At 66.2% G+C, this 24,009-nt stretch carries 22 protein-coding genes; 18 read left to right on the plus strand and 4 right to left on the minus strand.

The annotated features are described in order from the left end of the window. Nucleotides 1-51 precede the first annotated feature (51 nt). The 12 genes from PXJ20_RS19245 (at nucleotide 52) to PXJ20_RS19300 (ending at nucleotide 11,160) form a co-directional block, all read left to right on the plus strand. Complete coding sequence (locus PXJ20_RS19245; protein ID WP_421031915.1) at nucleotides 52-1,869, plus strand: DUF2341 domain-containing protein; 1,818 nt, start codon at nucleotides 52-54, stop codon at nucleotides 1,867-1,869. Between the two features lie 19 nt (nucleotides 1,870-1,888). Further along, on the plus strand, nucleotides 1,889-2,299 hold the full coding sequence (locus PXJ20_RS19250; protein ID WP_042300407.1) for an ExbD/TolR family protein: 411 nt from the start codon (nucleotides 1,889-1,891) through the stop codon (nucleotides 2,297-2,299). Between the two features lie 9 nt (nucleotides 2,300-2,308). Beyond that, nucleotides 2,309-3,010 (plus strand): energy transducer TonB family protein, encoded by a 702-nt coding sequence (locus PXJ20_RS19255; protein ID WP_421031916.1) that lies wholly within the window; start codon nucleotides 2,309-2,311, stop codon nucleotides 3,008-3,010. Nucleotides 3,011-3,140: 130 nt separating this feature from the next. Further along, complete coding sequence (locus tag PXJ20_RS19260) at nucleotides 3,141-4,952, plus strand: putative porin (protein ID WP_421031917.1); 1,812 nt, start codon at nucleotides 3,141-3,143, stop codon at nucleotides 4,950-4,952. Between the two features lie 11 nt (nucleotides 4,953-4,963). After that, complete coding sequence (locus PXJ20_RS19265; protein WP_421031918.1) at nucleotides 4,964-5,629, plus strand: hypothetical protein; 666 nt, start codon at nucleotides 4,964-4,966, stop codon at nucleotides 5,627-5,629. Nucleotides 5,630-5,669: 40 nt separating this feature from the next. Then, nucleotides 5,670-6,326, plus strand: a complete 657-nt coding sequence (locus PXJ20_RS19270; protein WP_421031919.1) for a YbjN domain-containing protein — start codon at nucleotides 5,670-5,672, stop codon at nucleotides 6,324-6,326. A 143-nt stretch (nucleotides 6,327-6,469) separates the two neighbouring features. Then, the gene (locus tag PXJ20_RS19275) at nucleotides 6,470-6,760 is read left to right on the plus strand and encodes a hypothetical protein (RefSeq protein WP_421031920.1); all 291 of its coding nucleotides are present in this window, start codon (nucleotides 6,470-6,472) and stop codon (nucleotides 6,758-6,760) included. Between the two features lie 46 nt (nucleotides 6,761-6,806). Beyond that, nucleotides 6,807-7,721, plus strand: a complete 915-nt coding sequence (locus tag PXJ20_RS19280) for a peptidylprolyl isomerase (RefSeq protein ID WP_421031921.1) — start codon at nucleotides 6,807-6,809, stop codon at nucleotides 7,719-7,721. A 66-nt stretch (nucleotides 7,722-7,787) separates the two neighbouring features. Next, the gene (locus PXJ20_RS19285; protein ID WP_421031922.1) at nucleotides 7,788-8,642 is read left to right on the plus strand and encodes a hypothetical protein; all 855 of its coding nucleotides are present in this window, start codon (nucleotides 7,788-7,790) and stop codon (nucleotides 8,640-8,642) included. After that, nucleotides 8,639-9,070 carry a hypothetical protein gene (locus PXJ20_RS19290; protein ID WP_233411401.1) on the plus strand — a complete coding sequence of 144 codons (432 nt, stop codon included), beginning with the start codon at nucleotides 8,639-8,641 and terminating at the stop codon, nucleotides 9,068-9,070. Before PXJ20_RS19285 ends, PXJ20_RS19290 begins: the two co-directional genes overlap by 4 nt. Nucleotides 9,071-9,137: 67 nt before the next feature. Beyond that, a complete protein-coding gene (locus PXJ20_RS19295) occupies nucleotides 9,138-10,571 on the plus strand; it encodes a Do family serine endopeptidase (protein ID WP_421031923.1) in 1,434 nt (477 codons plus the stop codon). An 82-nt stretch (nucleotides 10,572-10,653) separates the two neighbouring features. Next, nucleotides 10,654-11,160 carry a YbaB/EbfC family DNA-binding protein gene (locus tag PXJ20_RS19300; RefSeq protein ID WP_421031924.1) on the plus strand — a complete coding sequence of 169 codons (507 nt, stop codon included), beginning with the start codon at nucleotides 10,654-10,656 and terminating at the stop codon, nucleotides 11,158-11,160. Between the two features lie 144 nt (nucleotides 11,161-11,304). Here PXJ20_RS19300 and acnB read toward each other — a convergent pair whose 3' ends face one another. Then, nucleotides 11,305-13,890 (minus strand): bifunctional aconitate hydratase 2/2-methylisocitrate dehydratase, encoded by a 2,586-nt coding sequence (acnB, locus tag PXJ20_RS19305; RefSeq protein ID WP_421031925.1) that lies wholly within the window; start codon nucleotides 13,888-13,890, stop codon nucleotides 11,305-11,307. A 184-nt stretch (nucleotides 13,891-14,074) separates the two neighbouring features. Then, the gene (locus PXJ20_RS19310) at nucleotides 14,075-15,526 is read right to left on the minus strand and encodes a sigma-54 interaction domain-containing protein (RefSeq protein WP_421031926.1); all 1,452 of its coding nucleotides are present in this window, start codon (nucleotides 15,524-15,526) and stop codon (nucleotides 14,075-14,077) included. Nucleotides 15,527-15,840: 314 nt separating this feature from the next. Between PXJ20_RS19310 and PXJ20_RS19315 the strand changes: the two genes are divergently transcribed. The 6 genes from PXJ20_RS19315 to PXJ20_RS19340 all read left to right on the plus strand — a co-directional run bounded on the left by PXJ20_RS19315 (nucleotide 15,841) and on the right by PXJ20_RS19340 (nucleotide 21,787). Next, a complete protein-coding gene (locus PXJ20_RS19315) occupies nucleotides 15,841-16,722 on the plus strand; it encodes an MBL fold metallo-hydrolase (RefSeq protein WP_017775121.1) in 882 nt (293 codons plus the stop codon). 51 nt (nucleotides 16,723-16,773) lie between these two features. Further along, the gene (locus PXJ20_RS19320) at nucleotides 16,774-18,429 is read left to right on the plus strand and encodes a TIGR01244 family sulfur transferase (protein ID WP_421031927.1); all 1,656 of its coding nucleotides are present in this window, start codon (nucleotides 16,774-16,776) and stop codon (nucleotides 18,427-18,429) included. Nucleotides 18,430-18,466: 37 nt separating this feature from the next. Further along, entirely contained in the window at nucleotides 18,467-19,270 is an 804-nt protein-coding gene (locus PXJ20_RS19325; RefSeq protein ID WP_017775123.1) for a sulfite exporter TauE/SafE family protein, read from the plus strand. A gap of 111 nt (nucleotides 19,271-19,381) precedes the next feature. Continuing rightward, a complete protein-coding gene (locus PXJ20_RS19330) occupies nucleotides 19,382-20,158 on the plus strand; it encodes a c-type cytochrome (RefSeq protein ID WP_421031928.1) in 777 nt (258 codons plus the stop codon). A gap of 11 nt (nucleotides 20,159-20,169) precedes the next feature. Beyond that, on the plus strand, nucleotides 20,170-21,081 hold the full coding sequence (locus PXJ20_RS19335) for a c-type cytochrome (RefSeq protein ID WP_233411398.1): 912 nt from the start codon (nucleotides 20,170-20,172) through the stop codon (nucleotides 21,079-21,081). 238 nt (nucleotides 21,082-21,319) lie between these two features. Then, nucleotides 21,320-21,787 (plus strand): MEKHLA domain-containing protein, encoded by a 468-nt coding sequence (locus PXJ20_RS19340; protein WP_421031929.1) that lies wholly within the window; start codon nucleotides 21,320-21,322, stop codon nucleotides 21,785-21,787. A 74-nt stretch (nucleotides 21,788-21,861) separates the two neighbouring features. Here the strand turns inward: PXJ20_RS19340 and mhpT are convergent, their stop codons facing one another. Then, on the minus strand, nucleotides 21,862-23,118 hold the full coding sequence (gene mhpT, locus PXJ20_RS19345) for a 3-(3-hydroxy-phenyl)propionate transporter MhpT (RefSeq protein ID WP_017775127.1): 1,257 nt from the start codon (nucleotides 23,116-23,118) through the stop codon (nucleotides 21,862-21,864). A gap of 273 nt (nucleotides 23,119-23,391) precedes the next feature. After that, a complete protein-coding gene (locus PXJ20_RS19350; protein ID WP_017775128.1) occupies nucleotides 23,392-24,006 on the minus strand; it encodes a DUF5666 domain-containing protein in 615 nt (204 codons plus the stop codon). Nucleotides 24,007-24,009: the final 3 nt, after the last annotated feature.

A 24,009-nucleotide genomic window follows, 5' to 3' on the forward strand; every position in this document is an offset into this window, starting at 1 on the left:
TTTCCATCTGTCGTGCCGGCCGTTGCCGCCGGCTTATCGGGGAGCAAGACTGTGAAGCGAGCGTTATTTCTCTTTCTGTCGGCCGTGACCGTGCTGTTGGGTTGCATGCCGGGCGTAGCGAACGCGTGGTGGCAGAACGACTGGTCGTATCGCAAGGCGATCACCATCGACACGAGCCCGAAGGGCGTGAATGTATCGGAGTCCGCAGGACGCATGCCGCTGCTGATCCGGCTGCATTCGGGCAACTTCCAGTTCGACGGCCTGCAAGACAGCGGCGCCGACATCCGCTTCGTCGCGGCAGACGACAAGACGCCGCTCAACTACCAGATCGAGCAATACGACCCAGTGCTGGGCGTGGCGCTCGTCTGGATCGACGTGCCGCAGATGCCCGCGGGCGCCGCGCAGTCCATCTGGATGTACTACGGCAACAAGAAGGCGCCCGACGGCAGCAAGCCCGCGGAGACGTTCGACGCGGACTACACGCTCGTGTATCACTTCAACGGTGCGTCGGGCACGCCGCCTAAAGACGCCACGGCCTACGCGAACAATGCGCAGAACGCGCCGTTCAAGACCATCGAAGACGGCGTGATCGGCAAGGGCGCGCAGTTCGACGGCAGCACGCCGTTGAACCTGCCCGCGAGTCCGTCGCTGGCCGTGAGCGCGGGCGGCAGCTTCACGTTCAGCGTGTGGGCGAAACCTGCGGCGCTCGCGCCAAACACGCTGCTCTACAGCCGTCGCGATGGTGCGAACGCACTCTTGATCGGTCTCGACAACGGTGTGCCGTTTGCCGAGGTCGATGGCGGTGCCGCACCGGTTCGCGTGGTAGCCACAGCGCCGGTAGCTGCGGCACAGTGGACGCATGTAGCCGTGACCGCAGACGGCAAGAACCTCACGCTCTACGTGAACGGCAAGCAGGCCGCGCAGGCGGCCGCCACGCTGCCCGCACTGGCGGGTGCCGCCGCCGTGGGCGGCGACGTGGCCGGTGCGGGCAGCGCGCCCGCCGGCTTCGCGGGCTTCAACGGATCGATGGACGAACTGCGTCTTTCGAAGGTGGCGCGCTCGCCCACGCTCATCTCGCTCGATGCCTTGTCGCAAGGCTCCGAATCGAAGCTCGTGGGCTACGGTGCCGACGAAAAGCAGTCGGGCTTCGGGTTCGGCTACTTCGGCATCATCGTGCAGTCCGTGACGGTGGACGCCTGGGTCGTCATCGCGATCCTGCTGGGCATGGCCGTCGTTTCGTGGATCGTGATGTGGACGAAGGCCGGCTACGTGGGCACCGTGGACCGCGCGAACAACTACTTCGTGCAGCGCTTTCGCGAAGTGGCGGGACGGCACCTTACGGGCCTCGCTCACGTGGATGAAGCCACCGACGAAGGACGGCGCCTGCGCCAGTCGTCGCTGTACCGGCTCTACAAGGCGGGCGTGCAGGAAATTCATAGCCGCGTCGACGAAACCGGCCGCACGGTGATCACGAGCGAATCCATCGAAGCGATTCGCGCCTCCATGGACGCCACGCTCGTACGCGAAAACCAGCGTCTTTCGAAGTCGATGGTGCTGCTCACCATCGCGATTTCGGGCGGCCCGTTTCTCGGTCTGCTGGGCACGGTGGTGGGCGTGATGATCACGTTCGCCGCGATTGCCGCTGCGGGCGACGTGAACGTGAACGCCATCGCGCCGGGTATTGCCGCTGCATTGCTTGCCACCGTGACGGGCCTCTTCGTCGCCATTCCCGCGCTCTTTGGCTACAACTACCTGCTCATTCGCAACAAGAACGTGACGGCGAACATGCAGGTGTTCGTCGACGAATTCGTGACGCGCCTTGCCGAAGCGCATCGCAGCCATCGCGATCACGCGGTGCTGGCCGACTGACTGCGACGAGGAGAACGCCATGCAGGTTCAGGACGACGACAAGCCCTACGACGACATCAACATCACGCCGATGCTCGACCTGGCGTATGTGCTGCTCATCATCTTCATCATCATGACCACGGCTTCGGTGCAGGGCATTCGCGTCGATCTGCCGAAGGCGAGTTCGTCCACGAGCCTCGCGAAACCGAAGACGAAGGCGATCACGGTGTCCGACTCGGGGCAGATCTTTCTCGACGCGTACCCCGTCACGATGGACGAACTCGAGAGCCGGCTGCGCACCGAAAAGGCGACCAATCCCGACGTGCCCATCGTGCTCAAGGGCGATGCCACCGTGCAGTACCAGCGCGTGATGGACGTGCTCGATCTGCTGAGACGCCTCGATCTTTCGCAGGTGGGGCTCGTCACGGGCAAGGCGAAGCAGGGCGGCTAGGAACGCGCAATGGAAACCACCTACAACGGCGGCGCGCCCGGCAACGGCCCGGGCCGCTACATCAAGCCGGTTCTGATCGCGCTGGTGCTGGCGGGGCTCGCTGCGCTCGTCTGGCATTTCGCGAGCGACACGGCCGGCGTGAAGCGCGTGACGGCCCCGCAGGTGACCACGGTCATTCCGTTGCCGCCGCCCCCGCCTCCGCCGCCGAAACAGAAGCCGCCGCCCGAGAAGATCAAGGACGAGGTGAAGACGCCCGTGGACCGGCCCACCGTTGCGCCGAAACCGGCCGAAGCACCGAAACCTTCGGATAACCAACCGAGGCAGATGACGATGAATGCGCCGGCCCAGGCGGGCACGGACAGCTTCAACATCGGCGCGGGCGACGGCTCCGGCATGGTGGGCAGCGGCGGCGGGGGGCGCTTTGGCAACGCGAGCTACAACACCTACATGGTCTACGTGCTGCAACGCGCGATCGAGCAGGACAAGGGCGTGCAGGAGGCGGGCGGCAGCCGCTTCACGGGCAGCCTGAATCTCTGGATGGAGCCGACCGGCCGCATCACGAAGGTGACCATCGCGCAGTCCACGGGCGACGCGAAGATCGACGCGGCTGTGGTCGCAGCCATCGAAGCGCTCGGGAAGGTGGATGAAGCACCGCCGCCATCCACGACGTGGCCCGTGCTCGTGAAGCTGCAAGGGCGCAAGCCGGTCTAGCGCGGGCACGAATGAAAGAGCGGCAGACGCAAGCCCAGACGAACGAAACGCAACGACATACAGCAATGGAACGCGGCAGGTCCGTTGAGAAAACGGTGCCAGGCAAAACAACGGTATGTGGAGAGCATTGATGATTCGCATGAACAAGATTCGGGGTAGCGGGTGGAGCGGCGGGGGCGTGCCGGCGCGGCGCTCGCGCATGAGCGCGGCGCTCTTCACGCTGGGCATGACGTGCGCCGCGGGTGCGCATGCGCAGTCGCTCGAAACGCAGGCCGCGCAGGGCGCCGCCGCGCCCACCGAGAACACGGTGATCAACCTCATCAACCTGCTCGTGAAGCGCGGGGTGCTCACGCAGCAGAACGCTAACGACCTCATCAGCGAGGCGCGTTCCGAGGCTGCGCAGGCGAGGGCTGCGAACGCCGCGCGGGCGCCGGCTGCGGCTGCGGCGGTCGTCAATGCGCCCACGCAGCCGGGCGACGTAGCGGTGCCCTACGTGCCGCAGGTGGTGCGCAACCAGATTCGCGACGAGGTGAAGCAGGAAGTCATGGCCCAGGCGAAGGCCGAGAACTGGGCGCAGCCCAACGCGCTGCCGGACTGGATTTCACGCATCAAACTGGATGGCGATCTGCGCGTGCGCGACGAGTACCACTTCTACGGCAGCCGCAACGCGAACAACGTGACGAATTTCGCGGCCATCAATCAGGCGGGCGGCTTCGACATCAATCCGAACACCAACACCACGCAGTTGCCGACGCAGAACACCACGCAGAACCGCAACAACCTGGAGCGCTACCGTGCGCGGCTCGGCATCACGGCGCTGCTCTCGGATCAGCTCACGGCCGGCCTGCAACTCGCAAGCGGCAACGACAACGGGCCGGTGACCACCACGGCCACAGCCGGCGGCGGGTTCGGCAAGAAGAACATCTGGCTCAACAAGGCCTATTTCGCCTACACGCCTACGTCGTGGGCGAACCTGATTGCAGGCCGTTTCGACAATCCGTTCTTCGCCTCCGACCTGCTGTTCTCCAACGACCTCGAGATGGACGGCATCGCGTCGAACTTCCATTACGCGCTGCCCGCGAACCAGGACGTGATGCTATTCGGCACGCTCGGCGTGTTCCCGATTCAGTACACGGCCGAGAACTTCCCGTCGAACAGCACAAACAAGGTGGGCAGCGACACCAAGTGGATGTTCGGCGCGCAGTTCGGCGCAGACTGGAAGATCAACGCGCAGAACCGTCTGAAGGGCGCCATTGCCTACTACGACTTCCAGAACATGCGCGGCACGCTCTCCTCGCCTTGCGCGCTGTATCTGGGTGCAACGAGTTGCAGCACTGACAACGAAGCTCCAACGTTCATGCAGGGCGGCAACACGCTCATCGCGCTGCGCAACATCGTGCAGAACCCGAATCTCGCGCCGGGCCTCACGCCCCAGCCGCAGGTGTTCGGCCTTGCCTACAACTATCGCCTCTTCGACATCAAGGCGCAGTGGGATACGGTGATCGCAGACCGCTTCAAGCTGCGGCTCGACGGCGAATTCGTGCGCAACCTGGCCTACGACGAGAACAAGGCCTTCAGCGCGGCCTCGCTGCCCGTGAACAACTACGAGGCGACCACGGTGAATGCGTCGCGCTCGGACTACCGCAGCGGTCCGAACGGCTTCCTCGCGAAGGCCACCATCGGCGAGCCGGAACCGAAGACGAAGGGCCAGTGGAATTTCTCCGTGGCCTACAAGTACCTGCAACCGGACGCCACGCTCGACGCCTTCACGGACCCCGACTTCCACCTGGGCGGCACCAACGCGCGCGGCTACATTCTGGCCGCGGCCTACGCCGTGGCGCGCGACACGTGGTTGACCGCGCGCTACCTGAGCGCGAAGGAAGTGTACGGGCCGCCGGTGTCGATCGACGTGCTCCAGCTCGAACTCAACGCGCGGTTCTGATGGAGCGAAGCATGAAACGAACTCGTCACGCGATGATCGCGGCGGGCCTGGCGGGCGGCCTGTTCTTCGCCGCGACCGGTGCCGGCGCGCAAAGTATCGAAGACAAACTGCGCAGCCAGCTGCGCTCCACCACGCAGGAATTGCGTCAGCTTCAGGACAACCAGACGCAGTTGCAGGCCGACAAGACCGCGGCGGAGCAGCAGCGCGACCAGGCACTCGCGCAGGTCAAGGACTTGCAGGCGCAACTCGCGGCGGCGAAGGGTCAGTCGGGCGCCGAGGTGGAAGCGCGACGCGCGCTGGCGGAAGAGCGTGCGAGCCACACGCGCGACACGCAGCAGCTCACGAAGTACAAGACGTCCTACGAAGATCTGCTCGCGGTGACGAAGACGCGCGACGCGCAGCGCACGCAATTGCAGAACGATGTGAAGACGCGTGACACGCAACTGCAAACATGCGAAGCCAAAAATGCGGACCTGTACCGCGTGGGTCACGAGATTCTGCAGGCGTACGAGCACGTCGGGCTCGGCACGTTTCTCTCGTCGCGGCAGCCGTTCGCGGAATCGGCGCGCGTGAAGTACGACGACATCGCGCAGCGCTACGGCGATGCGCTCTATGCGGGCAAGTACGACCCAGCGGCACGTCCGGCGGCGGCATCGGCGCCTGCCGGTGGGCAATGAGCATGCATTGAGTACGCAACACGCCACTACGAGGCCACTCATGACGAAGGAAGAGCACATGGAGAAGGACAGCAACAACGCTGTCGCGAACGAGGAATGGATCGAGGCCGTGGGCATCGAACAGCTTGCGCAGGTGTTTCGCGCGGCGGGCTATCGCGTGACGATGGCGGAACAGAACGGCGCGGTGCAGTTGATGAGCGCGAGCCAGGGTGTCGGCTTCGCGGTGCGCTTCGGCAACGTGGCAGCAGGGTTCGCCGTGCCGGATGCGGGCTCACAAGCGGGCTCACAGGCGGGCTCACAAGCGGTCGCACAAACGGCTACGGACGCGCTGCGTTATCTCGACTACACGTTGAGTTGCGTGCTTCAGGTGCAAGGCGAGTTGCCCGCGGACCTCGTTGCAAGCTGGAACCGTACGAAGCGGTTCGCGCGCCTCGCGAATCACGGGCCGTTTCTCGCGCTCGAGATGGACGTGGTCGTGGCGGGCGGCGTGAGCGGCCGCTACCTGCGCTCCACCATCGAGTTGTGGGATCGCCTGATTCAGGAGTTTCTGCTCCATCTTCGCAATCGTCCCGCGATGGCCGCGCAAGAGGCCGCGGCCCGCCAGGACACGGCGGATGCTGCGAAGGGGAACGCGGCGGTGACGCAATCGGCGGCGGATGCGGGCCTGGCCGCTGATGCACAGGCGACGCTGCAATGACGGCGTCGGCTCACGTTGGCGCAATCGGTGCAATCGGCGCGGTGCTGCGCGGGTTATTCCCGGGCAGCTTGCGACGCAGAAAGGGTGATCGGCTGGTCGCCGTGCAGGATGCGCCCACAGAGTGGACCGAATACGCGGGCTGCGTGTCCGAACGAGTGCGTGCGCTGCTCGACGACTCTGTTGAGGCCACACAGCGCTTTCACGCGTTGTGGGCCGCGCAGCGCGGCGCAAGCTTGCGCCTGAAGATATGGCTCGAAAAGCGTGGAAGCATCGAGCGCGTCGAAGTGGCATCGCCCTGCGAGCCCGCGCTCGAAGCTGCGCTACGAACGGCACTCGTTTCAACGCGTATGGGTGCGCCACTGCCGCGCGGGATGAGGCAACCCATCGTGATGCAGTTGAATGTGGCCGCGGCGAATTCGGCAGGGGACAGGTAAGGCAATCGTGTTCGGGAACATCGGTCAGGTCGTCCCAGGAGAAAGCGTGAAGAAACTCGCAATGCTTGCAGCAATGGTTCTGTTCGGCACGCCGCTGGTCGCGCTCGCCGGCAACGACGTGGTCGCGAATGCGGCACAGATCTCGGTCACACAGGACGATGTCGAAGCGCTCGTCAAGTCGCTGAGCCCCGAAGGGCGCACGCGCCTCGCCGCGGACCCCGCCGCGATGGATCGCCTCGTGCGTTCCGCGCTCGAACAGAAGGCCGTGCTGGCCGAAGCAAAGGCCAAGGGCTGGGAGACGCAGCCTCAGGTGCAGGCGGCGGTCGATGCCGCACGGCGCGACGTGATCGTGCGCACGTATCTGGCGTCCGTAAATGCGCCGCCGTCCGACTATCCCTCGGACACCGATCTGCAGGCTGCCTATAACGAGCACCAGAACGCGTTCGCCGTGCCGCGCGCACTGCACCTCGCGCAGATCTACATCGCCGTGCCGCCGAACGCGGATCAAGCCACCATCGACAAAGCCGGCAAAGAGGCCGCTCGTCTGGCGGGGCTTGCAAAGGGCCGCTCTGGAAATGGCGCCAGCGGCAGCGTAAAGAACAACGACTTCGCGTCGCTCGCAAAGGCGAACTCCGAGGACAAGGCGAGCGCTGCAAACGGCGGCGACATGGGCTTCGTGCCCGAGGCCATGCTGCTGCCCGCCGTGCGTGACGCCGCGAACGCGCTCAAGCCTGGCGAGGTATCCGCGCCGGTGCGTACGCAAACGGGCTTTCACGTGCTGAAGCTGATCGATACGCGGCCCGCAGGCGTGCGTCCGTTCGCCGAGGTGAAGGAGCAACTCAGGGCGCTGCTGCGCGCACAGCGCACGCAGCAAAACGTGCAGGCGTACCTCACGAAGCTCGCAGGCAACGCGCCCATCAACGAAGACGCGCTGAAGAAGGCGCTCGCAGCGGTGCAATAGAGGCGCGGGCATATGGCACCTACGATGGCACCCACGATGGCATCCACAGCGCGGCAATCGTCACCCATGGCACAGGCCACGACCCAGGCACCCCAGGCATCAGGCGATGCTCGCCACGCGCGCGACGGCGTCGAACGCGCGCTACCTGACGAGCCGGGCGCATGGCGTATGCAGGGCGGCGCGGCACTCGCGCGCTGCCCGCTGTGCCGGGGCGCGCTGAGCCCGGTGCCCGGCATGCCGGAGTACGTGCGCCACAAGAGCGCCCGCCGCGCGGCGCAATGCGTGCTTTCCACCGCGCGTTATCAGCCCGACGAACTCGCCGTGAACGGCTCGCGTAACGCGGTGATCTCGGCCATGAACCGGCGGCGCTTTCTGGAAGGCTGGGAGCGCCACTATCTGGCGATGCGCGTGACGTGGCCGCCGCTTTCCATCGCGCGATTCACGACGGTGCTTTCGTGCGCGGACGTGCTCGACCTGTGGTCCTACCCCGAACTGCGCGAGGCGGATGTGCCTGCCGTGCTGCTCGTGCTCGCGGGGTTCCTGCGCGTGCCGGACGAGGATGCGTTCGTGCAGCCGCGCGTGACGGACCTAACGGACGTAACGGACTTAACGGACGTAACGGAGCGGGTGGGCAGCGAGGCGCGCTGGGTGCGCTTCTGGTTCGGTGCGAACGTGCACGATGCGGCGGACCTGTGGAAACCGCAGGACACGCCGCCCGCGCTCTTTCGCGTCGACTATCGCGACGCGAAATCCACGCCGTTTCCCACTGGAGCGCACGTGCTCGCGTGCACACGTGTGGGCGATGCGAGTGACCCGTGGCACCGTCAGCCGGATGCGGCACCCATGCTTTCGGTGAGCGCCGACGAGCGTCGTGCCGTTGCGCACTACGTTGCGCGCTCGCACGAATATCGAATGGAATGAAGGCGTACGCGCTGCATGCGGTGAGACTGGAGAGCGAGATGAACGGATGGCAGCGGATGGGGGCGATGCTCGTGTGTGCGGCGTTGAGCGCGGCAGCGGTGCCGGTGCGGTTGGTGCACGCCCAGGCTTCGCGTGCGACCGCTGCCGATGCGGCTTCGTCGACGAAGCCGGTGTGTGTGGATGCCGAAATTAACGGACAGCGCGCGCCTTCCATCGACTGTCTGAATGCGCAATTACGACCCAAGCCGAATGCGGCCGAAGCGGCGCAGGCTGCTTCGCCCACGGCCGCGGAAGCGAATGCGAAGGGACCGTCGAACCGCGTGGGTACGTTCAATCTCTCCACCGAACGCAACCGTTTCGGCTCGAACTGGGGCAAGTCGGTTACGCCGCAACGGCCGGCTGCGCCCGTCAATGTGCCGCCGAAATGACGGTGTGCGACGAAGCCTCAATCACGGCAACGAATCAAGGCAACGAATCAAGGCAACGAGGAAAGCGATGGCGAATTCGCGTAGCGGCGAACCGGCTAAACGAAGGGTGCTGACGGTGGCTGTGCTCGTGCTTTCGCTTTCGCTGGCCGCGAGCGTGGCGTGCGCCGCGGGCGAAGGTGGGGCCACGGGCCTCGCGTCGCGCGAAGCAGCTGTTGCGCTCGCCATGCCGAACTTCGCCGCGCTCGTCAAACGCTATGGCCCGGCGGTGGTCAACATCAGCGTGACGCGCGAGGTCACGCAAATGGGCATCCAGTTGCCGCCCGGCGTCAGTCCCGGCAATCCGCTTGCGCCGTTTCTTGCGCGGCGCGTGATCGGCAATCGCGAAGAGGTGAGCCTGGGGTCGGGCTTCATCGTGAGCGCGGACGGCATCATCCTCACCAACCGCCACGTGGTGGGCGACGCGAACACGGTGGACGTGAAGCTCACGGACAAGCGCGAGTTCAAGGGCAAGGTGATCGGCAGCGATCCGGTTTCAGACGTCGCCGTGGTGCGCATCGACGCGCGCAACCTGCCCGCCGTCGTGACCGGCGACCCGGCGAAGATCGACGTGGGCGACTGGGTCATGGCCATCGGCTCGCCGTACGGTTTCGCGAACACGGTCACGCAAGGCATTGTCAGCGCGAAGTCGCGCTCGCTGCCGGGCGAGACCTACATCCCGTTCATTCAGACGGACGTGCCGATCAATCCCGGCAATTCGGGCGGTCCGCTGTTCGATCTGAACGGCCGCGTGGTGGCCATCAACTCGATGATCTATTCGAAGACGGGCGGCTACCAGGGGCTTTCGTTCGCCATTCCGATCGACGTGGCGCTCGACGTGAAGGATCAGTTGCTCAGGACGGGCAAGGTGACGCGCGGTCGCCTCGGCGTGGCGGTGCAGGAAGTGAGCCAGGCGCTGGCGCGCTCGTTCGGGCTCGCCACGCCCGACGGCGCGCTGATCAGTGCCGTGGAGGCCGGTGGTCCCGCTGCGCAGGCGGGACTGCAGGCGGGCGACGTGGTGCTCGCCGTGAACGGCAACAGCGTGGCCGATTCGGCGGACCTGCTCGGCACCATCGCGAAGATCAAGCCGGGGCAGCCGGCCGACCTGCTCGTGTGGCGCGCGGGCAAGGGCAGTCACGTCGCGGTGACGGTGGGCGCGCTCGACAGCGCCGTGGCCGCGAACACGGGCGAGGCCGATGCCGCGCCGCTGGGGCTCGCGTTGCGTACGCTGAACGTGCGCGAGCAGCAGCAACTCGGCGTCGATCATGGTTTGCTGATCGAAGGGGCCAACGGTCAGGCCGCGCGGGCGGGCCTGCGCAGCGGGGACGTGGTGCTCTCCGTGAACGGTACGCCGGTGGCGAGCATCGGCGCGCTGGCGAGCGAGATTCGTGGCGCGCATGGGCCCGTTGCGTTGCTCGTGCAACGCGGCGGCACGCGGCTGTATCTGCCGGTCGATCCGGGTTGAGGGGCGTTCACCAGACGCTCACCCCGTGCTTACTGGCGCAGTGCGAGGCATGGGAATGGAACGAGAGGACGTTGGCGTGTTCATGAAACGACAGCGAAGGGCTGCGTGGCGGCGCCTCATCGAGGCATCCGCCGTGACGGCCTGCGCGTGGCTCACACAGACGCACGCATTTGCGCAGACAGCGGACGCGGCTGCGTCGGTGCCTCCGTCGGTACCTTCGTCGGTGCCTCAGGCGTGGCTGCGTTACGCCCAGCTTGTCAGTACGCAGTTCCAGACCTCGCTTGAAGCCGACAACGACGCTTCGAAGCAACTGCATCAGTACCTCGAAGAGCGCATCGTGAACGCAACGGCCGATGCACCGCCGCCTGCCATCGTGGTGCGCGCATGGATCGGCGAGAGCGGCGCGGTGAGCAAGCTCCAGTTCGATTCGCTCGGCAACGACGCAGCCGATGCGGCATTGCGCACGTTGCTGATCGAGCATGTGCTGCCGGAGCCGCCACCGGCCGACATGCTGCAACCGCTACGCGTGCGCCTGCGGCTCGTGGCGAATCCCGAGGCGGGGCCGGAGGGGGCCAGTGCGGCTCGATGAGTGCGCCGAAATCCTTTCCTGATCCTTTCCTGACGCGATCCGGCACGGCACAAAAAAAGGCGCCGCAGGCATTCAGCCTGCGGCGCCATCTCCATCGCCTATCGCGCTACGACGAAAACAACCCGTCGTAGCCCGGCAGCGCGCTTACACCGTCACGGTGTCGGCCACTTCCTTGAAGTCTTCGATCTGGTCGAAGTTCATGTACTTGTAGATCTTGTCGCCGTTCGCGTTGATCACGCCGATGTCGGCCATGTACTCGTCTTTGGTCGGAATCCGGCCAAGGCGCGAGCAGATGGCCGCCAGTTCCGCCGAGCCGAGGTACACGTTCGTGTTCTTGCCCAGACGGTTCGGGAAGTTGCGGGTCGAGGTCGACATGACCGTTGCGCCTTCGCGCACCTGCGCCTGGTTGCCCATGCACAGCGAGCAGCCCGGCATTTCGGTGCGGGCGCCGGCCGTGCCGAACACGCCGTAGTGGCCTTCTTCCGTCAGCTGCTTCTGGTCCATCTTGGTGGGCGGGGCCACCCACAGCTTGACCGGGATGTCGCGCTTGCCTTCCAGCAGCTTCGAGGCCGCACGGAAGTGACCGATGTTGGTCATGCACGAGCCGATGAACACTTCGTCGATCTTCGCGCCGGCCACGTCCGAGAGCGTCTTCACGTCGTCCGGATCGTTCGGGCAGGCCACGATCGGTTCGTGAACGTCGGCGAGGTCGATCTCGATGACGGCGGCGTATTCGGCGTCCGCATCCGGTTGCAGCAGTTTCGGGTCGGCCAGCCACTGCTCCATTGCCTTGATGCGGCGCTGCAGGCTGCGCGCGTCCTGATAGCCCTGGGCGATCATCCACTTCAGCAGCGTGATGTTGCTGTTGAGGTACTCGATGATCGGTTCCTTGTTCAGGCGCACCGAGCACCCCGCGGCCGAGCGCTCGGCGGATGCATCCGACAGTTCGAACGCCTGCTCGACCTTCAGGTCCGGCAGACCTTCGATTTCGAGAATGCGGCCCGAGAAAATGTTCTTCTTGCCTTGCTTGGCGACCGTCAGCATGCCCTGCTTGATCGCGTAGAGCGGAATCGCGTTGACGAGGTCACGCAGCGTGACGCCCGGCTGCATCTTGCCCTTGAAGCGGACCAGCACCGATTCCGGCATGTCGAGCGGCATCGTGCCCGTGGCGGCGGCGAATGCCACGAGACCCGAACCCGCCGGGAAGCTGATGCCGATCGGGAAGCGCGTATGCGAGTCGCCGCCCGTGCCCACGGTGTCGGGCAGCAGCATGCGGTTGAGCCACGAGTGGATCACGCCGTCTCCCGGGCGCAGCGCGATGCCGCCGCGCGTGCTAATGAAGTTCGGCAGCGTCTGGTGCGTCTTCACGTCCACGGGCTTCGGATAAGCGGCCGTGTGGCAGAACGACTGCATGACGAGGTCGGCCGAGAAGCCGAGGCACGCCAGGTCTTTCAGTTCGTCGCGCGTCATCGGGCCCGTGGTGTCCTGCGAGCCCACCGAGGTCATCTTCGGTTCGCAGTACGTGCCGGGGCGCACGCCCTGGCCTTCTGGCAGACCGCATGCGCGGCCCACCATCTTCTGGGCGAGCGAGAAGCCCTTGCCGCTGTCGGCCGGCTGATGCGGCAGGCGGAACAGCGTGGAGGGCGGCAGGCCCAGCGCTTCACGCGCCTTGGCCGTCAGGCCGCGGCCGATGATCAGCGGAATGCGGCCGCCGGCGCGCACTTCGTCGAACAGCACGTCGGACTTCACCTGGAATTCGGCGATCACTTCGCCGTTCTTCAGCGCCTTACCTTCGTACGGGCGCAGTTCGACCACGTCGCCCATTTCCATCTTCGAGACGTCGAGTTCGATGGGCAGGGCGCCCGCGTCTTCCATCGTGTTGTAGAAGATCGGAGCGATCTTGCCGCCCAGGCACACGCCGCCGAAGCGCTTGTTCGGCACGTAGGGAATGTCTTCGCCCGTGAACCACAGCACCGAGTTGGTGGCCGACTTGCGCGAGGAGCCGGTGCCCACCACGTCGCCCACGTAGGCGACCAGGTGACCCTTTTCCTTCAGCGATTCGATGAACTTGACCGGGCCGCGCTTGCCGTCTTCTTCCGGCGTGATGCCGGGGCGCGCGTTCTTCAGCATCGCGAGCGCGTGCATCGGGATGTCCGGGCGGGTGGTGGCGTCCGGCGCCGGCGACAGGTCGTCGGTGTTGGTTTCGCCCGTTACCTTGAAGACGGTGATGGTCAGGCTTTGCGGCACTTCCGGACGGCTCGTGAACCATTCGGCGTCGGCCCAGCTTTGCATCACGGCGCGCGCGTTGGCGTTGCCCTTTTCGGCCAGTTCCTGGACGTCGTGGAACTGGTCGAACATCAGGAGCGTTTTCTTCAGCGCGTTGGCGGCGACGGCGCCCACTTCGGCGTCCGCGAGCAGCTCGATCAGCGGCTGGATGTTGTAGCCGCCCAGCATCGTGCCGAGCAGTTCGGTGGCGCGGGTGCGCGAGATCAGCGGGCACGCCGTCTCACCCTTGGCCACGGCAGCGAGAAAGCCGGCCTTTACGCGGGCGGCTTCGTCCACGCCGGCGGGGACGCGGTGGGTGATCAGGTCGACCAGGGTCTGCTCTTCGCCCGCGGGGGGATTCGTCAGCAATTCCACCAGTTCGGCGGTCTGCTGAGCCGTGAGCGGGAGGGGGGGAATACCGAGCGCGGCGCGAGCGGCCACGTGAGCGCGAAAGTTTTCAAGCATGAGGGCCTGCTGATAGGACGTTTCAGGGGAAGTCTTGCCAGGCGGCTCCGAGGGCTTCCGGGGCACTGTTTCGATGGGGATTTTAGTCTTGGTACGGCGTATCGTCAATTATCTTATATCTTATATAAGACTAATCGGCGAACAGCGGGGCACACGACGGGCGCTCCGGGTGGGAAAGGGGCGTTCAGCCCGCGCCGAGCGACTTGAGCCTGCGGTACAGCGTGCGTTCACTGATGCCGAGATGCGCGGCCAGTTCGCTGCGCGAGCCGGTGAAAGCAGCGGCCACGCTGGCGAGTTCCGCGTCGGACAGCTTGCCGCGCGCAAACCCAGGCGCAGTCGCCGGCACCTGCGGCGGCGCGGCGGGGGTGCGGATGGCGTCGGGCAGATCTTCCGGACGGATCACGCCGTGGTCCGCCAGCAGGTTGGCGCGTTCCAGCACGTTGCGAAGCTCGCGGATGTTGCCGGGCCATGCATACGCGCAAAGCAGTGCCAGCGCTTCGGGGTCGATCGAGGTGGCGATCGACGTGGTGCGGGCGTCCGCGCCGCGCGCGGATGCAATACGTCGCAGCATGGCCGCGGCGAGCAGCGGGATGTCCTCGGCGCGTTCGCGCAGCGCCGGGAGCCGGATCGGGAACGCGCTGATGCGAAAGTACAGGTCCGAGCGAAACTGGCCGTCCGCCAGCATCTGTTCGAGCGGCTTGTGCGTAGCCGCCACGAGCCGGAAGTCGGCGCGCTGCGTTTCGACGCCGCCCACGCGCCGGAACGCGCCCGTCTCGATGAGGCGCAGCAGCTTGACCTGCATCGCGAGCGGCACGTCGCCGATCTCGTCGAGGAACAGCGTGCCGCCCTGCGCCGTTTCCACGAGTCCCGGCTTGCGCGCCGACGCGCCGGTGAACGAGCCCTTTTCGTAGCCGAACAGCTCGCTCTCGAACAGCGTTTCGGTAATGCCCGAGCAGTCCACCACCACGAACGGCCGGTTCGCGCGCGGGCTCGCCGCGTGCAGCGCATGCGCGAACAGTTCCTTGCCCGTCCCCGATTCGCCCAGCAGCAGCACCGGCAGCATCGACGTTGCGACCCGGTGCAGCTTCGAGATCGCCTCGTTGAACGCGGGCGCGCGCCCTACGAGACCATCGGCATCCGGCTGCGCGGACGCGCTGCGCACGGTCGAAAGACGCTCGACGTACGCGACGATCTGCTGGTGCGCGTCGAAAATGGGCCGCAGTTCCACGTCCACGTGCTCCGGGCCGCGCGGCGTGTGGTGCACGTGCAGGACGCGGTCGGCGCTGCGCGTCGCCGCCGCCCGCTTCATCGGGCAGTGTTCGCCGGCGAGGTCGCACGGTACCTCGTAGTGGTGCGAGACCTGGTAGCAGCGACGCCCCACGTGCGGCTGCCCCGAGATACCGAATTGCTTCTGGTAGGCGCTGTTGGCCGCGAGAATCCGGTACTCCGGATCGAGCACGATGGCCGGCTGCGCGTCGTATTCCAGGTAGCCGACGAGCGCCGCAACCTCCGGCGAGCCGGGCTGGCCGGGCACGGCGCCTCCAGGCTCGGCGCCTCCGGGCTCGGCGCCTCCAGGCGAATCCACGTGGGCCGTGGATGACGAGGTGGAGAGGGAGGTGGAAAGGGAAAGGGGCATGGCGGCACTCCGTGGCGGGGTGGACGCCACTATACGCGGCAACTGCCATGTCTGCCATTCACTGCCACAAACTGCCATCGAGTGCCATTTGGCAGTTCCGGGCAGGTCATGACGGTTCGCCTGCCACGCGCACGGGGGCTTTCACTACCTCGAACAGCGCAATAGAGGCGCAGATAATTGGTTAAAAATCAGCGGCTTGATGTCGCGCGGCAAATCAGGGTGAACGCCTGGCACGAACCTTGTCTAGGCTCTCGCGCAGTTTGCCGGACACCGGCGAAGTGCCGCGACCCCGTCCGTCAACTGGAGCCCCCGCCATGACCCCCAGCACGTTTGCTGTCGAAGGATTCTTCGACCCCGCCACCTGGACCATCAGCTACCTGCTGCTCGACCGTGAGACGAAAGACTGCGCGCTGATCGACAGCGTGCTCGACTACGACCCGAAGTCCGGCCGCACGCGCACCGACTCCGCCGACCGCCTCATCGCGCGCGTCGAAGCGCTGGGCGCGCGCGTGCAGTGGCTGCTGGAAACCCACGTGCATGCCGACCATCTCTCCGCGGCCCCGTATCTGAAGGCCCGGCTGGGCGGCCAGATTGCGATTGGCGAGCAGGTCAAGACGGTGCAGCAGGTGTTCGGCAAGCTGTTCAATGCCGGCCCCGGCTTCGCTGTCGACGGTTCGCAGTTCGACCGGCTGTTTGCCGACGGCGAAACGTTCGAAGTGGGGCGCGTGCAGCTGCGCGCGCTGCACACGCCGGGCCACACGCCCGCCTGCATGACCTACCTCGTGAGCGACGGCGACGACCACGCCGCGTTCGTGGGCGACACGCTCTTCATGCCCGACTACGGCACGGCGCGCTGCGACTTCCCGGGCGGCGACGCGTCCACGCTGTTCCGCTCGATCCATCGCATCCTGAGCCTGCCGCCGCAGACGCGGCTGTACATGTGCCACGACTATCAACCGGGCGGCCGTCCGCTGCGCTACGAAAGCACGGTTGCCGAGCAGCGCGAGCACAACATCCACGTGCATGAAGGCACCACCGAGCAGGCGTTCGTCGAAATGCGCCACGCGCGCGACGCGAAGCTCGACATGCCCGTGCTGATCCTGCCTTCGGTGCAGGTCAACATGCGCGCCGGCCATCTGCCGGAGCCGGAAAGCAACGGCGTGTCGTACATCAAGATTCCGCTCAACGTGTTGTGAGGCGCGGCGGGCATCGGCTAACTCATTAACGAAGACAGCGAAGAGACAGTCATGGACATCAAAAAACTCAGCGACGCCGTCGCCGTATCGCCGCAGGTGCACGTGGCGGATCTGCCGGCGCTGCGCGCGGCCGGATATCGCACGGTGATCTGCAATCGCCCCGACGGCGAGGGCGCGGACCAGCCCACCTTTGTGGAGATCGAGTCGGCCGCTCGCAAGGAAGGCATCGCCGCGTACTACCTGCCCGTGGAGTCGGGCAAGGTCAACGACCGCGAGGCCGCGCAGTTCGGCAACTTGCTGCAGACGGTGCCGGGGCCGGTTCTCGCGTATTGCCGCAGCGGCATGCGCTCGGCGTCGCTGTGGGCGCTCTCGGGCGCGTCCGGCTATTCGTTCGGCCAGCTCGTTGCGGCCGGCAGGGCAGCGGGCTACGACCTGGGCGCCCTGGCCAGCCGCCTCGGCGACAGCGGCGTAAGCGCTGAAAAGTGCTACGACGTCGTTATCGTCGGCGCCGGTGCCGCCGGTGTGGCGACGGCATCCAGCCTGCTCGCGCGCGACGCGAATCTCGACATCGCCGTGATCGATCCCGCCGACATCCACTACTACCAGCCCGGCTGGACGATGGTGGGCGCCGGCGTGTTCAAGCCCGAGACCACCGCGCGCCGCATGGTCGATGTGCTGCCGCATCAGGTGCATTGGATCAAGGCGGCGGTCGCGGCGTTCGAACCGGAAAACGACGCCGTGGTGCTGGAGGGCTGCCGCAAGATCCGCTATCGGCAACTGGTGGTCTGCGCGGGACTAAAGCTGGACTGGAACGCGATCGAAGGCTTGCCGCAGACGCTCGGCAGCAACGGCGTAACCTCGAATTACCGCTACGACCTGGCGCCGTACACGTGGCAGCTCGTGCAGCAACTGAAGCGCGGCCGGGCGCTCTTCACGCAGCCGCCCATGCCGATCAAATGCGCCGGCGCGCCGCAGAAGGCGATGTACATGTCGTCCGATCACTGGCTGCGCTCGGGCCGGCTCGGGCAGATCGAGGTCGAGTTCTTCAACGCCGGCGCGGTGCTGTTCGGTGTGCCCGACTACGTTCCGGCGTTGATGAAGTACGTCGAGCGCTACGACATCGGGCTCAATTTCGGTCTCAACCTGAGCGCCATCGACGGTCCCGGAAAGCGCGCGATGTTCACGCGCGCGCTACCGGGCGGTGAAACCGAGCAAGTCGAAACGACGTTCGACATGATCCACGTCGTGCCGCCGCAAAAGGCGCCCGACTTCATCCGGTCGAGCCCGCTTGCCGACGCGGTGGGCTGGGTGGACGTGGACCCGGCCACGCTGCGGCACAAGCGGTACGGCAACGTCTTCGGCCTTGGCGACACGACCAACACGACGAACGCGAAGACCGCCGCGGCTGCGCGCAAGCAGGCGCCCGTGGTCGCGCACAACGTGCTGGCCGCGCTGCGCGGGCGGCAGGAACTGGCGAACTACGACGGCTACGGCTCGTGCCCGCTCACCGTGGAGCGCGGCAAGATCGTGCTCGCCGAATTCCTCTACGGCGGCAAGGTGGCGCCTACGTTCCCGAAGTGGCTGATCGACGGCACGCAACCGTCGCGGCTCGCGTGGCTGCTCAAGGACCGCATCCTGCCGCCGCTCTACTGGCGCGGCATGTTGAAGGGCCACGAGTGGCTCGCGCATCCGCAGCTGGCCGACTGAGCAGCCAGCCGTTCTTCATGATTGTTCCGGGATCCTGATGGTTATTTCGTTGATTCTTGGCGCGATGGTGGGTGCCGTGCTTGGCTTGACCGGCGCGGGCGGCGGCATTCTCGCCGTGCCTGCGCTCGTGTTCGGCATGGGCTGGCCGATCCAGCAGGCGACCCCCGTGGCGCTCGTGGCCGTGGCGGGCAGTGCGGCGGTGGGTGCGCTGGAGGCCTTTCGCAAAGGGCTCGTGCGCTATCGCGCCGCGTTCTTCATGGCGGCACTCGGCGTTCCGGCTACGGCGGTGGGCGCGCGTCTTGCCCACGCGCTGCCGCAACGTCTGCTGCTCGCGGTGTTCGCGCTCGTGATGCTCGTGGTCGCGGTGCGCCTGCTGCGTCAGACGCTTGCGCACGGCAATTCGCCGCCGCCCGACTCGGCACTCTGCGTGGCGCACGTCAACCCGGCGACCGGCCGCCTCGTATGGTCGTGGACGACAGGCGCCGCGCTCGCCGCTGTCGGCGCCGTGACCGGGCTGATGACGGGACTGCTCGGCGTAGGCGGCGGCTTCGTCATCGTGCCGATGATGCGCAAGCTCACCGACGTTTCCATGCACGGGATCGTGGCCACCTCGCTGATGGTGATCACGCTGGTGGGCGGGGGCGGCGTTATCACGACGATGCGCCATGGCGCACCGCTGCCGCTCGACGTGGTGCTGTGGTTCAGCCTTGCGACGGCGGCCGGCATGGTGGCGGCCCGCATCGTGTCGCATCGTCTCTCGGGGCGGCACGTGCAGTTCGGCTTTGCCGCCATCCTCATCGCCGTGGCGTTGGGGCTGGTGGCGAAGGCCGCGTTTTACTGATCGTCACGAACGCGCTTCTGCGAGGAGGCAGAAGCGACTTGAAGGCAGCAACAGGCGCGAGTGCAGTAGCGGCAAAGACCGACAACAAACAGCACGAGACGAGGAGACAGGATGAGACGCACGATCACGCTTTGGGCGTTATCGGCGGCGGTGGCGTTCGCGTTCGTATCGCACGAGGCGGGCGCCACTGGCACCGACACACGTACCGATCAACCTACCAATAAGCCCACCGACACCACACCACAATCGCCGCTTGGCTGGACGATCGCAACGAGAGGCACGGCCAAGGGCATCCCCGCATGCATCAGTTGTCACGGTGCGCATGGAGAAGGCAATGCAGCCGCAGGCTTTCCGCGGCTTGCCGGCGCGGGCGAGGACTATCTCGACGCGCAGCTCGCCGCATTTGCCGACGGCAGCCGTCCCAGTACCGTCATGCAACCGTTCGCGCGCCTCATGTCGAAGGAGGGCAGAACGGCTGTCGCGCGCTATTTCAGCCGTCTTTCCGCGCCTGAAACCGCGCGCCGAACCGATACCGCTGACGTCGCGCCATCCGATACCGGCGCGTGGCTCGCCACACGCGGGCGCGGGCAACAGGGGGTGCCTGCGTGCGCGCAATGTCACGGTCCGGGCGGGGCGGGCGTAGGCAGCGCGTTTCCTCCGCTCGCAGGTCAGCCTGCCGCATACATCACGGCGCAACTACACGCATGGAAGGCCGGCAAGCGCCCGCCGGGTCCAATGGCGTTGATGCCGAACGTCGCGAGCAAGCTGTCGGATGCCGACATCGATGCCGTTGCCCGCTATTACAGCGAACAACCTGGGGAACAACGCGGTGAACAACGCGGTGAACAACCCACCCAACAAGCGTCGGCCACGACCGGCGCGAAATGACGGAGACGAGCATGAGGCGAATCTGTAGAACCTTCGTCACGCTGACGGTGTTCGCCGTCGCCATGGCCTGTGGCCCGCATGCGGCTCGTGCCGCGGATACGGTCCACGCGCCCGAGGCGCGGCCTGCTCAACCTTTTCAACCGCCACCCGAAGCCGACATGCCCGGCGGCGAATTCGGCAAGACGGTGAAACTGGGCGAGCAGATCTTCCTGCACACCGGCCAGTTCGCGGGCAAATACGTGGGCAACTCGCTCAACTGCGTGAACTGCCATCTCGATGCGGGGCGCAAGGCGAACGCGAGCCCGCTGTGGGGCGCTTACGTTTCGTACCCGGCTTACCGAAGCAAGGACGGCCGTGTGAACACGCTGGCCGAGCGGATGCAGGGCTGCTTTCGCTACAGCATGAACGGCAAGGCGCCGCCGCCTGGAGACCCGGTGCTCGTGGCGCTCGAAAGCTACGCGTACTGGCTCGCCAAGGGCGCGCCGGTCGGGGAGAAGATTGCCGGGCGCGGCTATCCGAAGCTCGCGCCGCCAGCGCAGAAGGCCGACTATGGGCGCGGCGCGCAGGTCTACGCGCAGCACTGCGCGTTGTGTCACGGAGCGGACGGTCAAGGGCAAAGCAGCGACGGAAAGACCGTCTTTCCGCCACTGTGGGGTAGCCGCTCTTTCAACTGGGGCGCGGGCATGCACGAGATCCAGAACGCGGCGGGATTCATCAAGGCGAACATGCCGTTGAGCCTTGGCGGCACACTCACCGATCAACAGGCATGGGACGTCGCGCGCTTCATGGACAGTCACGAGCGCCCGCAGGATCCGCGCTTCAAGGGTTCGGTCGAAGAGACGCGCAAGGCATTTCACGACTCGCCCAATTCCATGTATGGCGTGACCGTGGAGGGGCACGTGTTGGGTACGGGGAGTCGATGAGGTGGTGAGGCGGGCAAAGCCTGAAGGCGGCTGCCCGCCGCGCGCGGCAGGCAGGAACGATGGGTGTCGGCGTCTGCGCCGTTTTTCGACCTCAAAACGGCTTTTCCAATACACTCGACGGCGGCCATTTCGGACGCGCGGGCTTTGCGCCGACGCTCCCCGGAGCCATGTGCCATGTGCCATGCGTCCTGAGCCGTGCCCCTTCCGCGTACGCACCCGATTGCAGGAGCCTTCCCCGATGTCGTTGAGCACCGATGCAGACTTCTTCCGCCTTCTCGCCGGCAGTTACCAGCGTCTTCTCGGTCAACCCCTCGTTCCCGACGGTATGAGCGCATCCGAAGGCGCGGCGTGGCTGTACGCCGCGGCGCCGTTCGGCATTCTTGCGCACAACGCGCAAGCCGACCCCGTGTTCGTCTACGGCAACCAGCGTGCGCAGGCGATTTTCGGATACGACTGGGACGAACTCACGACGCTGCCTTCGCGTCTTTCGGCGGAACCCGTGGAGCGTAGCGAACGGCAGGCATTCCTCGACCAGGTGACCCGCGACGGTTTCGTGTCGGGCTACCGCGGCGTGCGCATTACCAAAGCGGGCGTGCGCTTCTGGATCGAACATGCGACGGTGTGGCAACTCACGGATTCGGCCGGGAACTATCGCGGCCAGGCCGCGATGATCCCGGAGGTGCGGGCCATCGACGGGGCCGAGTAGGTATTGGCATTCGAATCAGGACGGCGAGCCGGTGAGGCCTTTGCAGGCCCCACCTCCGCCCAGCGTGCGCCCCTTCACGCGCGCTGGGCACCCAGTGCGCCGCGCTGCACGAACGACCCCGCGACGCTGAGTGCGGCGGCCGCCGCGATGACGACGAGCGGAATGCTCGCGCCCACCAGCATCGACGGGCTCTGGCCGAGCGCGAAAAGCTGCCCTGCCACGAGCGGCCCGAGAATCGAGCCGAGACGACCCACCGCGACGGCTGCGCCCACGCCCGTGCCGCGCACCTCGGTCGGGTAGGCGTGACCCGCGAGCGCGTACAGCACCGACTGGCCGCCCACGATGAAGAAACCGCAGAGCAGGCCGCCCACGGCGGTGGAACTTGCCCCGCTCGCGCTCGCGAGCACGCCGAGCGCTGCCACGATGCCGACGTACATGCCGATCACCGTGCCGCGCCGGCCGAAGCGGTCCATGATCGTCGCGATTGCAACCGCCCCTACGCCGCCACCGATGTTGAACATCATCAGCACGAGATTGGACTGCACGCGCGAGAGGCCGCGCGCAAGCACCATGGAGGGCAGCCAGTTCATCAGGAAGTACAGCACGATCAGGGTGCCCAGGTAGCTGATCCACAGCGCGATCGTGGTTCGCGCGCGGCCCTGGCGCCAGAGCGCTTCCGTCACGCCCGGCGTGCCTTGCTTCGTCGCCGCCGAAACCTTCGACGCTTTCGCCGCCATGAACTGCTGCGACTCGCGCAGGAACAGGCCCAGCAGCGGCACCATGACGATAGGCCCAAGGCCGCCGACGTAGAACACATGGCGCCAGCTCGCGTCTGCCGTACCCAGCATGCCGATGACGGCTGCAATGGCGGCGCCGAACGGCATCCCGCAGTACATCGCGCCCACGGCGGTGCTGCGCTGCTGCGGCCCCGCGGCTTCCGAACACAGCGCAATCAGGTTAGGCATGGCCGCGCCGAGGCCAAGGCCCGTGAAGAGGCGCGCGACGAGCAGGCTTTCGAAATTCCAGACGGCTGTGGTGGCGAGCGAGAACAATCCGAACAGCGCCACCGACCACATGAGCACGCGCTTGCGGCCGAAGCGGTCCGCCAGCCGGCCGCCCAACGCGGCGCCCGGCAGTAGCCCGATGGCGCCGGCACTGAACGCCCAGCCCATTTGGGCCACGGCGAGATGGAACTCCTTGGCCATGCGGGGTCCGGCTACGCCGGCGGATTGCAGATCCAACCCTTCGAGCAACGCGATCGCCAGACACAGTGCGACCGTTCCCTTGCTGATCGTGCCGCCTTCTTCGGCACGAAGGTTTCGTGACGTCATAAAAAGTCTCCAGATATAGTCGTGAGCCGCTCTTCCGGCGGCTGGATGGAGCGATGCCGTGTATCGCCGAGGGGCGATGCGCGGCGCGCAGGGGCGACGGCTGCACACCGAAACCCGTCACGGAGGGGCGGACGTTTTGCCGCAGCCCCGTGATTGGAGCCGAGTCTAGGACGCGGCCTGCTGCGCGCACAACCTTTTCCTGGAAATGTGCATCTCGTGCACACGATTGATTCCTTTGACTTTTTTGACGCCACTTGGCTGCAGTCGCCGGGCTCACATCGGAGGCGCGACGCCGTCCTTCTCCACGACGATCTGATTGCCGCTGTAGGCGCCGCCCTTTGCCTGCGTGGCAATCACGAAAACGTGCTTGCCCTTCGTCAGTTCGTCGCGCGTGGCGGGAATGAGTGTGACGACCGGCGCGGTGGTCGGCACGGTGATGGTGTTGGTGCCGCCCTTGTATGAAAGCTTGAGTTCGCGGCCGCTGGTGGCTTGCACGACCGTGTCGACGTTCGCGTTCGTCATCGAGCTATTCGCGCCGAGGTCCCACGCGTAGTGACCTTCCCCCGCGCCTCGCGCCGCTTCCGGAAACACGAGCACCTCTTTCGCGACGAGCTTGCCGTCTTCGCCGGGCGTCGCTGCCGCGCCGACGTAGCTACCGGGCTTGATATCCGCGAGTTGTACGGCCTTCACGGCGTTGACGTGCGTCGCGTCTTTCAGGTCGATGCTGACCGTGTCGCCGCTGCGGCGGTGTACCACCAACGTGCTGCCCGAGAACGATTCGATCGTGCCTCTGATGCGTTCGGGTTTATCGGCGGAAGACTGCGCGAACGCGGCTTCGGCCACGGTCAGCATGAGTAACGAAACGGCGAGAGTGCGGCGGATGGACATGAA

Source organism: Paraburkholderia sp. A1RI_3L (genome assembly GCF_048957895.1).
GTDB classification, from domain to species: domain Bacteria; phylum Pseudomonadota; class Gammaproteobacteria; order Burkholderiales; family Burkholderiaceae; genus Paraburkholderia; species Paraburkholderia kururiensis.